General features: G+C 72.4%; 12 protein-coding genes. 9 read left to right on the forward strand and 3 right to left on the reverse strand.

The window, feature by feature from the left end; genetic code table 11:
• Window positions 1–111 precede the first annotated feature (111 nt).
• A complete protein-coding gene (locus tag AB0L37_RS06650) occupies window positions 112–1,050 on the forward strand; it encodes an EamA family transporter (RefSeq protein WP_365501440.1) in 939 nt (312 codons plus the stop codon).
• A 21-nt stretch (window positions 1,051–1,071) separates the two neighbouring features.
• On the opposite strand, the gene AB0L37_RS06655 is transcribed toward AB0L37_RS06650, so the two are convergent.
• On the reverse strand, window positions 1,072–1,638 hold the full coding sequence (locus AB0L37_RS06655) for an SMI1/KNR4 family protein (protein ID WP_365501039.1): 567 nt from the start codon (window positions 1,636–1,638) through the stop codon (window positions 1,072–1,074).
• Window positions 1,639–1,654: 16 nt separating this feature from the next.
• On the reverse strand, window positions 1,655–1,912 hold the full coding sequence (locus AB0L37_RS06660) for a DNA-binding protein (RefSeq protein WP_365501041.1): 258 nt from the start codon (window positions 1,910–1,912) through the stop codon (window positions 1,655–1,657).
• A 133-nt stretch (window positions 1,913–2,045) separates the two neighbouring features.
• On the opposite strand from AB0L37_RS06660, the gene AB0L37_RS06665 reads away from it, so the two are divergent.
• On the forward strand, window positions 2,046–2,714 hold the full coding sequence (locus AB0L37_RS06665) for a VOC family protein (RefSeq protein ID WP_365501043.1): 669 nt from the start codon (window positions 2,046–2,048) through the stop codon (window positions 2,712–2,714).
• A gap of 13 nt (window positions 2,715–2,727) precedes the next feature.
• Here AB0L37_RS06665 and AB0L37_RS06670 read toward each other — a convergent pair whose 3' ends face one another.
• A complete protein-coding gene (locus tag AB0L37_RS06670; RefSeq protein WP_365501045.1) occupies window positions 2,728–3,636 on the reverse strand; it encodes an SDR family oxidoreductase in 909 nt (302 codons plus the stop codon).
• Window positions 3,637–3,732: 96 nt separating this feature from the next.
• Here AB0L37_RS06670 and AB0L37_RS06675 point away from each other — a divergent pair, with 96 nt between their 5' ends.
• The 7 genes from AB0L37_RS06675 (at window position 3,733) to AB0L37_RS06705 (ending at window position 13,157) form a co-directional block, all read left to right on the forward strand.
• Window positions 3,733–4,293, forward strand: coding sequence for a TetR family transcriptional regulator (locus AB0L37_RS06675; protein ID WP_365501047.1), 561 nt, complete (start codon window positions 3,733–3,735; stop codon window positions 4,291–4,293).
• 134 nt (window positions 4,294–4,427) lie between these two features.
• The gene (locus tag AB0L37_RS06680) at window positions 4,428–5,222 is read left to right on the forward strand and encodes a TIGR03084 family metal-binding protein (RefSeq protein ID WP_365501049.1); all 795 of its coding nucleotides are present in this window, start codon (window positions 4,428–4,430) and stop codon (window positions 5,220–5,222) included.
• Window positions 5,219–6,922: an acyclic terpene utilization AtuA family protein gene (locus AB0L37_RS06685; RefSeq protein ID WP_365501051.1), complete on the forward strand. Its 1,704-nt coding sequence runs from the start codon at window positions 5,219–5,221 to the stop codon at window positions 6,920–6,922. Before AB0L37_RS06680 ends, AB0L37_RS06685 begins: the two co-directional genes overlap by 4 nt.
• Entirely contained in the window at window positions 6,919–8,517 is a 1,599-nt protein-coding gene (locus AB0L37_RS06690) for a carboxyl transferase domain-containing protein (protein WP_365501054.1), read from the forward strand. The genes AB0L37_RS06685 and AB0L37_RS06690 overlap by 4 nt, the downstream gene beginning before the upstream one ends.
• Before the next feature lie 6 nt (window positions 8,518–8,523).
• A complete protein-coding gene (locus tag AB0L37_RS06695; RefSeq protein ID WP_365501056.1) occupies window positions 8,524–10,383 on the forward strand; it encodes a biotin carboxylase N-terminal domain-containing protein in 1,860 nt (619 codons plus the stop codon).
• A complete protein-coding gene (locus AB0L37_RS06700; protein WP_365501058.1) occupies window positions 10,380–11,558 on the forward strand; it encodes an acyl-CoA dehydrogenase family protein in 1,179 nt (392 codons plus the stop codon). The genes AB0L37_RS06695 and AB0L37_RS06700 overlap by 4 nt, the downstream gene beginning before the upstream one ends.
• Before the next feature lie 36 nt (window positions 11,559–11,594).
• Window positions 11,595–13,157 carry a 4-coumarate--CoA ligase family protein gene (locus tag AB0L37_RS06705; protein ID WP_365501442.1) on the forward strand — a complete coding sequence of 521 codons (1,563 nt, stop codon included), beginning with the start codon at window positions 11,595–11,597 and terminating at the stop codon, window positions 13,155–13,157.
• The last annotated feature ends 7 nt before the right edge of the window (window positions 13,158–13,164 follow it).

The raw sequence follows: 13,164 nt of genomic DNA on the forward strand, positions 1-13,164 counted from the left end.
CGTGGAGGTTCGAGGCGGCACGCCAGTCCACTGGGTTGCCCTGTAAAGTCCATTGCAGTGCACTGCGCTGCGCTGAACCGAACCGAACCGAGGGGTGAACGTGTGAGCGGCATGGAGACCAAGGCGCCCCGGACGCCCCAGGCCCCGGCTGCCGAGGCGACCGGCGGCGCGCCCGTGACCCGCCGCCGCGGCGCACTCGGCCCGGTCGGCCTGGTCCTCACGGGGTGCGTCTCGGTCCAGTTCGGCGGCGCGCTCGCGGTGAGCCTGATGCCGCGCGCGGGGGCGGTCGGCGTGGTGACGCTGCGCCTGGTGGTGGCGGCGCTCGTCCTGCTCGTGGTCTGCCGCCCCCGGCTGCGCGGCCACTCCCGTACGGACTGGGGCACGGTCGTCGCGTTCGGCATCGCCATGGGCGCGATGAACCTGCTCTTCTACCAGGCCGCGGCCCGCATCCCGCTGGGCCTCGCGGTCACCTTCGAGGTCCTCGGCCCGCTGGCGCTCTCCGTGATCGCCTCCCGGCGCGCGATCAACTTCCTCTGGGCCGGCCTCGCCCTGTGCGGCGTCTTCCTGCTCGGCGGAGCGGGCGACGGGCTCGGCGGCCTCGACCTGGTGGGTGTCGCGTTCGCGCTCTCGGCGGGCGGCATGTGGGCCACGTACATCGTCTTCAGCGCCCGCACGGGCCGCCGCTTCCCGCAGGCCGACGGACTCGCCCTCGCGATGGCGGTGGCGGCGGTGCTCTGCCTCCCGCTCGGCGTGACGGCCTCGGGCGGCAAGCTCCTCGACCCGGTCACGATCGGCCTGGGCGCGGGGGTCGCGATCCTCTCCTCGGTCCTCCCGTACACCCTCGAACTCATCGCCCTGCGCCGCCTGCCCGCATCCACGTTCGCCGTCATGATGAGTCTCGAACCGGCCATCGCGGCCTTCGCCGGCTTCCTGGTCCTCAGCCAGGCGCTGACCTGGGTCCAGGCGATGGCGATCGCCCTGGTCATCGCGGCGAGCATGGGCGCGGTACGTACACAGGTGGGCGGCAAGGTACCGCCACCCCTCGACTGACGGGCCGCCCGGGGCCCACCGTCAGCGCGCGGGACACTCCTTCGCGGCCTGCTCGCGGTGCGGGTAGGGGCCGTCCGGTTCGGTGCCGTCCAGCCAGGCGGTGAGCCATTCGGCCAGCGACTGCCCGAGCGGGGCCAGGGCGTGTTCCGTGCAGCACAGGGTGGGGTCCCAGTCCCACATCTGCCCGTCGGCGGTTCTGAAGTCGATCAGTGCCCACATCGCGCAGCCCCGGTCCATGAGCGGAACGAGCCCCGGCGGAAGCGGCTTCTCGGGATCGGCGAAGTCGCCGTACGCCTCCGTGATGTCGGCACAGTCGCTGAACCAGTCACCGGTGTCCGTCAGCGACACCACGTCCCACGAACCGAAGCCCCCGTTGGCCACCTCGCGGTACAGCCTCCGCAGGAGCCGGGGCATCGGGTGCCCCACCATCCGCTCCACCGTCGCCACGTCGTCCGCGGCGACCGGCCCCGGCAGCTCCCGGCCGGCCACCCGCTCCCGCACGGCCAGGACGGGAGCGTCCTCGTCGAGCGGCGTCACAGCAGGTGGTCCGCCGCAGAAGGGGGCTTCCCCGTTGATGTCGGCGTTCACGGTCACTCCGTAACGGTCAGAGGTCGCGGGCGATGGCGCGGATCGGGTCGCCGGACGGCTCGGCGGCCAGGGCTGCCTTGTCCGTCCAGTGCGGGTGAGCACGGTACTTCACCAACTGGGCTCCGGCATGGGTGAATTCGGACCCACGTGCGGTGTCCGGCTGCACGGTGTCGAGTTGCGGGACCTTTCCGTACGCGTACAGCAGGGCGTGCCCGGCGCCGGGGAAGCCGTCCGTGCCGAGTTGCCGCCGAACGACAACGCGGCGCCGCCTCATGGACGCAGGCCGTGCACGGGAACGAACCCGGCCGGACGAAGACCTGTTGCCGCTCCACGCGGTGGCTCACGAAATCCTCCGTCCGCAACAGATACGTGCCTCATCTGCGCCGTCCCTGCGGGAGGATCGCCCCATGACGGGACTCGGGACGACGCAGGTTCTGGCCGCTGTCGCGGAGGGGCTGGGGGACTGGCGGAAGCTGGCTCAGCCGCTTGTCGCGCGGTACCGCGTGGGCGGCTTCGCGGAAGGGGCCGCCTTTGTGGCCGCGATCGCCGACATCGCGCAGGCCGCCGGGCGGGAGCCGGAGGTGCGGGTGGGCGGCCGGTTCGTCGAGGTTTCCCTGTGCACCGTGGACGAGGGCGGTGGGCGGTGGATCACCGAGGGGGATCTTCGGCTCGCCCGGGAGGTGAGTGCGGCGGCCCTGCGGCTCGGCCTTGACGCCGCCCCGCGTGACGTCGCTCAGCTCGAACTCGCCCTGGACTCGGCCGACTTCGAGCGGGCCGGGCCCTTCTGGGCCGCCCTTCTCACCGGCTCCCCGGACCATGTCGTCCACGGTGACGTCATGGATCCCGACAGCCGCGTCCCCAACGTCTGGTTCCAGCGCACCGACGCCCACGCCGTGCCCCGTCAGCGCTGGCACCTCGACCTCTGGCTCGCACCGGAGGAGGCGGCTTCGCGCATCGAGGCCGCGGTCGCCGCCGGGGGCACCGTGGTCGACGCCGAGCACGCGCCCTCGTACACCGTGCTCGCCGACCCGGAGGGCAACCGCGTGTGCGTGTGCACCGCCGAGGGGCGCGAGTGAGCCGGGCCGTTCGTCACGCCGTGAAGTAGTGGCCCTTGTCCATGTCCTCCAGCAGGCCAGGGTGCGTCGGTTCCCAGCCCACGAGGGCGCGGGTCAGCGCGTTCGACGCCGGGCTGTCCAGGCTGAGCAGGGGGCCCAGGAACCCGAAGTGCGCGGCCGCGTCCTCGGGGGCGACGGACCGTACGGGTACATCGAGGTGGCGGCCGATCACCTCGGCCACGTCGCGGATCGCGACCCCCTCGTCCGCCACGGCGTGCAGGACCGAGCCGGCCGGCGCCTTCTCCGCGGCGAGCCGGAACAGCCGCGCCGCGTCCAGGCGGTGCACGGCCGGCCAGCGCTGGGCGCCGTCACCGACGTAGCCGGAGAACCCCTTCGCGCGGGCCACGCCCACCAGCGCCGCCATGAACCCCTGGTCGCCGTCGCCGTGGGCCGTCGGCGAGATCCGTACGACGGACGAGCGCACGCCCCGCGAGGCGAGGCCCAGGACCGCCCCGGCGGTCACCCCGCGCAGTGAGGCCGGCGACCCGTCGTCCCCCGGCATGTCCCGCTCGGTCGCCACGCGACCGGGCGCCATGCCGACCACTCCGGACGCCAGGACGAAGGGACGGTCCGTCCCGGCGAGGGCGTCGGCGAACGCGTCGACCGCCCGCCGGTCCGCCTCCGCGGCGCCCTGGAAGTCGCCGGTGAAGGCGATGTCGTGCTTGAAGGCGAGGTGGATCACCCCGTCCGACGCGGCGGCCGCGTCCCGCAGGACGTCGAGGTCGTCGACGCTGCCGCGGACGACCTCGCCCCCGGCCGCGGCGATCGCGGCGGCGGCCGCCTCGGAGCGGGCCAGGCCGACGACCTGGTGTCCCGCGTCGATGAGCTCGGGCACGGCGGCGGATCCGATCCAGCCGGACGCGCCGGTCACGAAGATGCGCATGAGTGGGCCCCTTTATGGTTGCGGCACCAGTGATGTCAGTGCCTGTCATCGACCGTAACACCGATGTCAGGGACTGTCATCACGTACGATCTCGGCATGGGTCGATGGGAGCCGAACACGCGCGAACGCCTGGCGAAGGCGGCAATGGAGCTCTACGCCGAGCGCGGTTTCGAGCAGACCACCGTCGCCGGGATCGCCCAGCGGGCCGGGCTCACGGAGCGGACCTTCTTCCGGCACTACGCCGACAAGCGCGAGGTGCTGTTCGCCGGATCCGGGGAGCTGGAGGCGTTGTTCGTACGCGCCGTCGCCGAGGCTCCGGGCGGACTCGGCCCCCTCGGTGCGCTGGCCGTCGGGCTCGACGCGGTCGGTGAGGTGTTCACCGGGCGCCGTGAGTTCGCGCGGCAGCGGCAGGCCGTGATCGCGGCCACCGCCGAACTCCAGGAGCGCGAACTGATCAAGCTCGCCTCGATGGCCGCCGCCCTCGCGGGCGCCCTGCGCGAGCGCGGCGTCGAGGCGCCGGACGCGAGCCTCGCCGCCGAGGTCGGCATCGCCGTCTTCAAGGTCGGCTTCGAGCGCTGGGTCGAGGCTGCCGACGAGCGCCCGATGGGTGACGTGATGCGGGAAGCCCTCGACGGCGTCAAGGGGCTCGTCCGATGACCTGCTGACCCTCGGAGCGGGTGGGTGCGTGTCGAGTCGGCGCTCTTTTTCATGCAAGCACGCTTGATTGTTTCTCCCCGCGCTGCCATGCTCCAGGCACGCCGCACACCGCTGTGCCCGAAGGGGAGCGCATCGTGTCCGAACAGCCCTCTGTGTTCGATGACTTGCGGGACGAGAGCGAGGAACTCGATTCCCTGGTGAGGGAGTTGGGGGTCGGCGAGTGGTCGCTCGACACGCCCGCGCCGCGCTGGACCGTCGCTCATCAGATCGCCCATCTCGCCTGGACCGACCGCGCCGCCCTGCTCGCCGTCGAGGACCAGGACGCCTTCGCCGGTGAGGTCGCGAAGGCCGTTGCCGCGCCGGAGTCGTTCGTCGACGACGGGGCCGAGGAAGGGGCCGCGCAGCCGCTGGACGTGCTGCTCGCCGGGTGGCGGGACGGGCGGGAGCGGTTGCAGAAGGCGATGCGCGCCGCCGCCGCGAGCAAGGCCAAGTTCCCCTGGTACGGGCCGCCCATGTCCGCCGCCTCGATGGCCACCGGGCGGCTCATGGAGACCTGGGCGCACGGGCAGGACGTGGCCGACGCGCTCGGTGTCGTCCGCGTCCCCACCGATCGGCTGCGGCACATCGCCCGGATCGGCGTGCGCGCCCGGGACTTCGCCTTCGGGGTGCGGGGCCTCGACGTACCGGGGGAGGAGTTCCGCGTCGAACTGCCGTTGCCCAGTGGTGCGTTGTGGGTTCATGGGCCTGAAGGCGCCGCCCAGCGCGTCACCGGGTCCGCGCTCGACTTCTGCCTGCTCGTCACCCAGCGCGCCCACCGCGACGACCTCGACGTACGCGCCGAAGGCCCCGACGCCGACCGCTGGCTCGACATCGCCCAGGCCTTCGCCGGACCGCCCGGGCCGGGGCGGCCCGCGAAGGGGACGCGATGAGCACCGCACCGCTGCGGATCGGCAACGCCTCCGGCTTCTACGGCGACCGGTTCGACGCCATGAAGGAGATGCTGGACGGCGGCGACCTCGACGTCCTCACCGGTGACTACCTCGCCGAGCTGACCATGCTCATCCTCGGCCGCGACCGCCTCAAGGATCCGGCGCGCGGCTATGCCCGTACCTTCCTGCGGCAGTTGGAGGAGTGCCTCGGGCTCGCCGTCGAGCGCGGCGTGAAGATCGTGGCCAACGCCGGCGGACTCAATCCGAGGGGGCTCGCCTCGGCCATAGGGGAGTTGGGGGAGCGGCTGCGCATACCGGTGCGTGTGGCGCATGTGGAAGGGGACGATCTGCTCGGCACCGGGCGCTTCCCCGGAGCCCTCACCGCCAACGCCTATCTCGGCGGCGCCGGGATCACCGCCTGTCTCGACGCCGGGGCCGACATCGTGGTCACCGGGCGCGTCACCGACGCCGCCCTGGTCAGCGGGCCCGCCGCCTGGCACTTCGGGTGGGGCGCGGGGGAGTACGACAAGCTCGCCGGGGCCGTCGTCGCCGGGCACGTCCTGGAGTGCGGGACCCAGGCCACCGGCGGCAACTACTCCCACTTCGCAGCCCACGCAGAGGCATTGGCGCGTCCGGGCTTCCCCCTCGCCGAGATTCACCCCGACGGGTCCGCCGTCGTCACGAAGCACCCCGGCACCGGCGGACTCGTCGACGTCGGTACCGTCACCGCCCAGCTTCTGTACGAGACCGGGGGCGCCCGGTACGCCGGGCCCGATGTCACCGTCCGGCTCGACACCGTCGCCCTCGCCCAGGACGGGCCCGACCGGGTACGCATCCACGGCGTACGCGGCGAGGCGCCCCCGCCCACGCTCAAGGTCGGCCTCAACCGGCTCGGCGGCTTCCGCAACGAGGTCGTGTTCGTGCTCACCGGACTCGACATCGACGCCAAGGCCGAGCTGGTGCGGCGGCAGATGGAGGACGCCTTCGAGCGGGCCAAGTCGCGCCCGGAGCATGTCCGTTGGGAGCTGGCGCGCACCGATCGGCCCGACGCCGACACCGAGGAAGCCGCCAGCGCCCTGCTGCGTCTCGTCGTACGGGATCAGGAGCAGGACGCCGTCGGGCGGGCGCTGAGCGGTGCCGCCGTGGAGCTCGCCCTCGGGTCCTACCCGGGTTTCCACGTCACCGCCCCGCCCGGCAAGGGCGCCCCCTACGGCGTCTTCGAGGCCGCGTACGTCGACCGGCGCGACGTGCCGCACACCGCCGTGCTGCCCGGTGGTGAGCGCATCGCCCTGAACGCGTACGACGGTCCCACGCTGCCCCTCGAACCCGTCGCGGAACCCGAACTGCCCGCACCCCTGCCGCCCGGCCCCACCCGCCGCGCACCCCTCGGTCTCCTCGCCGGAGCCCGCAGCGGCGACAAGGGCGGCGACGCCAACATCGGTGTGTGGGTCGGGAGCGACGACGCCTGGCGCTGGCTCGTGCACACCCTCACCGTCGACGTCCTCAAGCAACTCCTGCCGGAGACGCGTGCGTTGCGCGTCTCGCGGCATGTCCTGCCCCGTCTTCGCGCCCTGAACTTCACCGTCGAGGGCATCCTCGGCGAGGGCGTCGCCGCGCAGGCCCGCTTCGATCCGCAGGCCAAGGGCCTCGGCGAATGGCTGCGCTCCCGCCACCTCGACCTACCGGAGGCACTCCTGTGACCGTCCTGGCCAGCGCCCTGGACACCCGGTCCGACGAGTACGGCGCCCGCCGCGCCGCCCTGCTCGACAAGCTCACCGCACTCGACGCCGAGCATGCGAAGGCACTCGACGGGGGTGGTGAGAAGTACGTCCAACGGCACCGCAAGCGCGGGAAGCTGCTCGCCCGCGAGCGGATCGAGCTGCTGCTCGATCCCGACACCCCGTTCCTGGAGCTGTCGCCGCTCGCCGCCTGGGGCAGCGACTACACCGTCGGCGCCTCCCTCGTCACCGGTATCGGCGTGATCGAGGGCGTGGAGTGTCTCGTCACCGCCAACGACCCGACCGTGCGCGGCGGCGCCAGCAACCCCTGGTCCCTGAAGAAGGCCCTGCGCGCCAACGAGATCGCGTACGCCAACCGGCTGCCCTGCGTCTCGCTCGTCGAGTCCGGCGGCGCCGATCTCCCCTCCCAGAAGGAGATCTTCATCCCTGGCGGCGGGATCTTCCGCGACATCACCCGGCTCTCGGCCGCCGGGATACCGACCGTCGCCGTCGTCTTCGGCAACTCCACCGCCGGAGGCGCGTACATCCCCGGCATGTCCGACCACGTGATCATGGTGAAGGACCGGGCGAAGGTCTTCCTCGGCGGGCCGCCGCTCGTGAAGATGGCCACCGGCGAGGAGAGCGACGACGAATCGCTCGGTGGCGCCGAGATGCACGCCCGCACCTCCGGGCTCGCCGACTGCTTCGCCCTCGACGAACAGGACGCGATCCGGCAGGCGCGTCGCGTCGTCGCCCGCCTCAACCACCGCAAGGCGTACGCCGATCCGGCCCCGGCGGCGCCCCCCACGTACGACCCCGAAGAGCTGCTCGGGATCGTGCCCGAGGATCTGAAGGTGCCGTTCGACCCGCGCGAGGTCATCGCCCGGATCGTCGACGGATCGGACTTCGACGAGTTCAAGCCGCTGTACGGGGCCTCCCTCGTCACCGGGTGGGCAGCCCTTCACGGCTACCCGATCGGCATCCTCGCCAACGCGCAGGGCGTGCTGTTCAGCGAGGAGTCGCAGAAGGCCGCCCAGTTCATCCAGCTCGCCAACCAGCGCGACATCCCGCTGCTCTTCCTGCACAACACCACCGGCTACATGGTCGGCAAGGAGTACGAGCAGGGCGGCATCATCAAGCACGGGTCGATGATGATCAATGCCGTCTCCAACTCCCGGGTGCCTCATCTGTCCGTGCTCATGGGGGCGTCGTACGGCGCCGGGCACTACGGCATGTGCGGGCGCGCCTACGACCCCCGCTTCCTCTTCGCCTGGCCGAGCGCCAAGTCCGCCGTCATGGGGCCGCAGCAGCTCGCCGGCGTGCTGAGCATCGTGGCCCGGCAGTCCGCCGCCGCCAAGGGGCAGCCGTACGACGATGACGCGGACGCCGCGCTGCGCGCCATGGTCGAGCAGCAGATCGAGGCCGAGTCGCTGCCGATGTTCCTGTCCGGGCGGCTCTACGACGACGGCGTCATCGACCCGCGCGACACCCGCACCGTCCTCGGCATCTGCCTGTCCGCGATCCACACCGCACCGTACGAGGGCGCCCGCGGCGGCTTCGGCGTCTTCAGGATGTGAGCCCCCATGACCCTCCTCTCCCGTGTTCTTGTGGCCAACCGCGGCGAGATCGCCTGCCGCGTCTTCCGCACCTGCCGTGAGCTGGGCATACGGACCGTCGCGGTGCACTCCGACCCGGACGCGGGCGCGCTGCACGTGCGCGAGGCCGACCTCGCCGTACGGCTGCCGGGCGCGACCCCCGCCGAGACGTATCTGCGCGCCGACCTCGTAGTGAAGGCCGCGCTCGACGCGGGCGCCGACGCCGTGCACCCCGGGTACGGGTTCCTGTCCGAGAACGCCGACTTCGCGCGGGCCGTCACCGACGCCGGGCTCGTCTGGATCGGGCCGCCGCCCGAGGCCATCGAGGCGATGGCGTCGAAGACCCGCGCCAAGGAGCTGATGGGCATCACGCCGCTGGGCGAGGTGACCGACGCCGATCTGCCCGTGCTCGTGAAGGCCGCCGCCGGTGGTGGCGGGCGCGGGATGCGGGTCGTGCGGGACCTCGCCGACCTGCCCGGGGAGCTGGAGGTCGCCCGCGCCGAGGCGCTGTCCGCCTTCGGTGACGGTGAGGTGTTCGTCGAGCCGTACGTGGAGGGCGGCCGTCACGTCGAGGTGCAGGTGCTCGCCGACGCGCACGGGACGGTGTGGGTGCTCGGCACGCGGGACTGCTCGTTGCAGCGCCGCCACCAGAAAGTGATCGAGGAGGCGCCCGCACCGGACCTCATCACTGATGTACGCGATGCCATGTACGAGATGGCGGAGCGGGCCGTGCGCGCCACCGGGTACGTCGGCGCCGGCACCGTCGAGTTCCTCGTCGCGGACGGCACCGCCCACTTCCTGGAGATGAACACCCGGCTCCAGGTCGAACACCCCGTCACCGAGGCCGTGTTCGGCCTCGACCTCGTCGCCCTGCAACTGCGCATCGCGGAGGGCGAGCCGCTCGGCCCCGAACCCCCGGCGCCGCACGGGCACGCCGTCGAGGCCCGCCTGTACGCCGAGGACCCCGCCGCAGGCTTCGCCCCGCAGACCGGCACCCTGCACCGGCTGTCCGTCCCTGGCGGCGTCCGGCTCGACACCGGGTACACCGACGGCGACCCGATCGGCGTGCACTACGACGCCATGCTCGCCAAGGTCGTCGCGTACGCGCCCACCCGCGCCGCCGCCGTCCGCGCCCTCGCCGGAGCCCTGGAGCGCGCCGAGGTGCACGGCCCCGTCACCAACCGCGACCTGCTCGTACGGTCCCTGCGCCACCCCGAGTTCACCGGCGCCCGGATGGACACCGGGTTCTACGAACGCCATCTCGGCGAGCTGACGACGGCGCGCGAGGACCCGTACGCGCCGCTCGCCGCAGCCCTCGCCACCGCGGGCGGCCACCGTTTCGGCGGCTTCCGCAACGTGCCGTCGCAGCCGCAGATCCGCCGCTACCGCACCGAACCCGACGGCACCGAGCACGAGGTCCGCTACCGGCACACCCGTGCGGGCCTGGCCGCCGACGGCGTCCGCGTCGTGCACGCCTCGCCCACCCGCGTCGTGCTCGAAGCCGGCGGTGTCCAAAGAAAGTTCACCGTCGCCGCCTACGGCGATGGCCGGGTGTACGTCAACGAGGTCGCCCTCACCGCCCTGCCCCGCTTCACCGACCCGAGCGAGCAGCGCGCCCCCGGCTCCCTGCTCGCCCCCATGCCCGGCACCGTCGTCCGCGTCGCCGAAGGGCTCGCCGAAGGCGCCGCCGTCACCACCGGACAGCCCCTGATCTGGCTGGAGGCCATGAAGATGGAGCACCGCATCTGCGCTCCCGCCTCCGGAACGCTCACCGCTCTGCACGCCGCCGTCGGCCGTCAGGTCGAGGTCGGCGCGCTGCTCGCCGTCGTACAGGAGGAACAGAAGTGACCGCTCCGACCGTCCACAACGTCCTCGAAACCGAAGAGCACCAGGCGCTGCGCGCCGCCGTCGCCGCGCTCGGCAAGCGGTACGGCCGCGACTACCTCGCCCGCGTCGCCGACGCGGGAGAGCACCCCGAGGAGCTGTGGGCGGAGGCCGCGGGGCTCGGCTACCTCGGCGTGAACCTGCCCGAGGAGTACGGGGGCGGCGGCAGCGGCATATCCGAACTCTCCATCGTCCTGGAGGAGTTGGGGGCCGCCGGGTCGCCGCTGCTGATGATGGTCGTCTCGCCCGCGATCTGCGGCACCGTGATCTCCCGCTTCGGCACCGAGGCGCAGAAGCGGGCCTGGCTGCCGGGGCTCGCCGACGGCAGCCGCACCATGGCGTTCGGCATCACCGAGCCCGACGCCGGCTCCAACTCGCACCGGATCACCACCACGGCCCGCCGCGACGACGACGGCACCTGGGTGTTGAACGGCCGCAAGGTGTTCATCTCCGGCGTCGACATCGCCGACGCCACCCTCATCGTGGGCCGCACGTCCGATGCCCGCACCGGCAACCTCAAGCCGTGCCTGTTCATCGTCCCGCGCGACGCGCCGGGCTTCGAGCGCCGTCAGATCGACATGGAACTCCAGGCCGCGGAGAAGCAGTTCGAGCTGACCCTTGACGACGTGCGGCTTCCGGCCGACGCTCTGGTGGGTGACGAGGACGCCGGACTGCTCCAGCTCTTCGCCGGGCTCAACCCGGAGCGCATCATGACCGCCGCCTTCGCCATCGGCATGGGCCGGTACGCGCTGGCCAAGGCCGTCTCGTACGCCCGTGAGCGCACCGTGTGGAAGACCCCCATCGGTGCCCACCAGGCCATCGCCCACCCCCTCGCCCAGGTCCACATCGAACTGGAACTGGCCCGCCTGATGATGCAGAAGGCGGCCCGGCTCTACGACGCGGGCGACGACATCGGCGCCGGAGAGGCCGCCAACATGGCCAAGTACGCGGCCGCCGAGGCCTGCGTGCGCGCCGTCGACCAGGCCGTCCACACCCTCGGCGGCAACGGCCTCACCAAGGAGTTCGGCCTCGCGGGCCTCATCACCGGCTCACGCGTGGCCCGTATCGCCCCGGTCAGCCGGGAGATGATCCTCAACTACGTGTCCCACCAGACGCTGGGACTGCCCAAGTCGTACTGATCCCCAACCGCCCCAGTCGGACGAGGAGTTGGCATGGTGTACCGGAGTGAGTACGAGGACGTGGCCGTCGTCGACGAGCCCATTCACGACGCCGTGCTCGGGGGAGCCGCCGCCCGCGGCGACGCCCCCGCCCTCGTCGACGGGGTGAGCGGCGCGAGCCTCACCTACGCCCAGGTCGACCAGTACCACCGCAGGATCGCGGCGGCCCTCGCCGACGCGGGCGTCCGCAAGGGCGACGTCGTGGCCCTGCACAGCCCGAACACCATCGCCTACCCGATCGCCTTCTACGCCGCCACACGCGCCGGAGCCTCGGTCACCACCGTCCACCCGCTGGCCACGCCCGAGGAGTTCGCGCGACAACTGCGCGACGCCGCCGCGAGCTGGATCGTCACCCTGACCCCGTTCGTGGAAGTGGCCCGCACCGCGGCCGAACTCGCGGGCGGCGTACGGGAGATATTCGTCTGCGACCCGGCCGGCGGCTCGGGGCACCGCTCGCTCATGGAGATGCTCGGCACGGACGCGCCCGAGCCGGACATCGCCATCGACCCCGCCGAGGACGTCGCCGCGCTGCCGTACTCGTCGGGCACCACCGGCGTCCCAAAGGGCGTCATGCTCACCCACCGCAACATCGCCACCAACCTCGCCCAGCTCGAACCCCTCATGCCGATGGGCCCCGACGACCGCATCCTCGCGGTCCTGCCCTTCTTCCACATCTACGGCCTGACCGCCCTGATGAACGCCCCGCTGCGGCAGGGCGCGACCGTCGTCGTCCTGCCCCGCTTCGACCTCGACCAGTTCCTCGCGGCGATCGAGAAGCACCGCATCACCGGCCTGTACGTGGCCCCGCCGATCGTCCTCGCCCTCGCCAAGCACCCCGCGGTCGAGGGCTACGACCTCTCCTCGCTCCGCTACATCATCAGCGCCGCCGCCCCGCTGGACGCCGAGCTCGCGCAGGCCTGCTCGCACCGGCTCGGCCTGCCGCCCGTCGGGCAGGCGTACGGCATGACGGAACTCTCGCCCGGCACCCACGTCGTCCCGCTCGCGGCGAAGAACCCGCCGCCCGGCGCCGTCGGCAAGCTCATCGCGTCGACCGAGATGCGGATCCTCTCCCTCGACGACCCCGGCGAGGACGCGGCCCCCGGCGAGCCCGGCGAGGTGCTCGTCCGCGGCCCGCAGGTCATGAAGGGCTACCTCGGCCGCCCCCAGGCCACCGCCGACATGATCGACCGCGACGGCTGGGTGCACACCGGCGACGTCGGCCGGGTCGACGACGAGGGCTGGCTGTTCGTCGTCGACCGGGTCAAGGAACTCATCAAGTACAAGGGCTTCCAGGTCGCCCCCGCCGAGCTGGAGGCTCTTCTGCTCACCCACGACGGCATCGCCGACGCGGCCGTCATCGGCGTCACCGACGACGACGGCAACGAGATCCCGAAGGCCTTCGTCGTCCGCTCCGACCCCTCGCTCGGCGAGGACGAGGTGAGGGCGTACGTCGCCGAACGCGTCGCCCCGTACAAGAAGGTCCGCCGCGTCACCTTCATCGACGGGGTGCCGCGCGCCGCGTCCGGGAAGATCCTGCGGCGTCAACTCAGGGAAGGCTGACGGTAGT

The organism is Streptomyces sp. NPDC052225 (genome assembly GCF_040679615.1).
GTDB lineage: Bacteria > Actinomycetota > Actinomycetes > Streptomycetales > Streptomycetaceae > Streptomyces.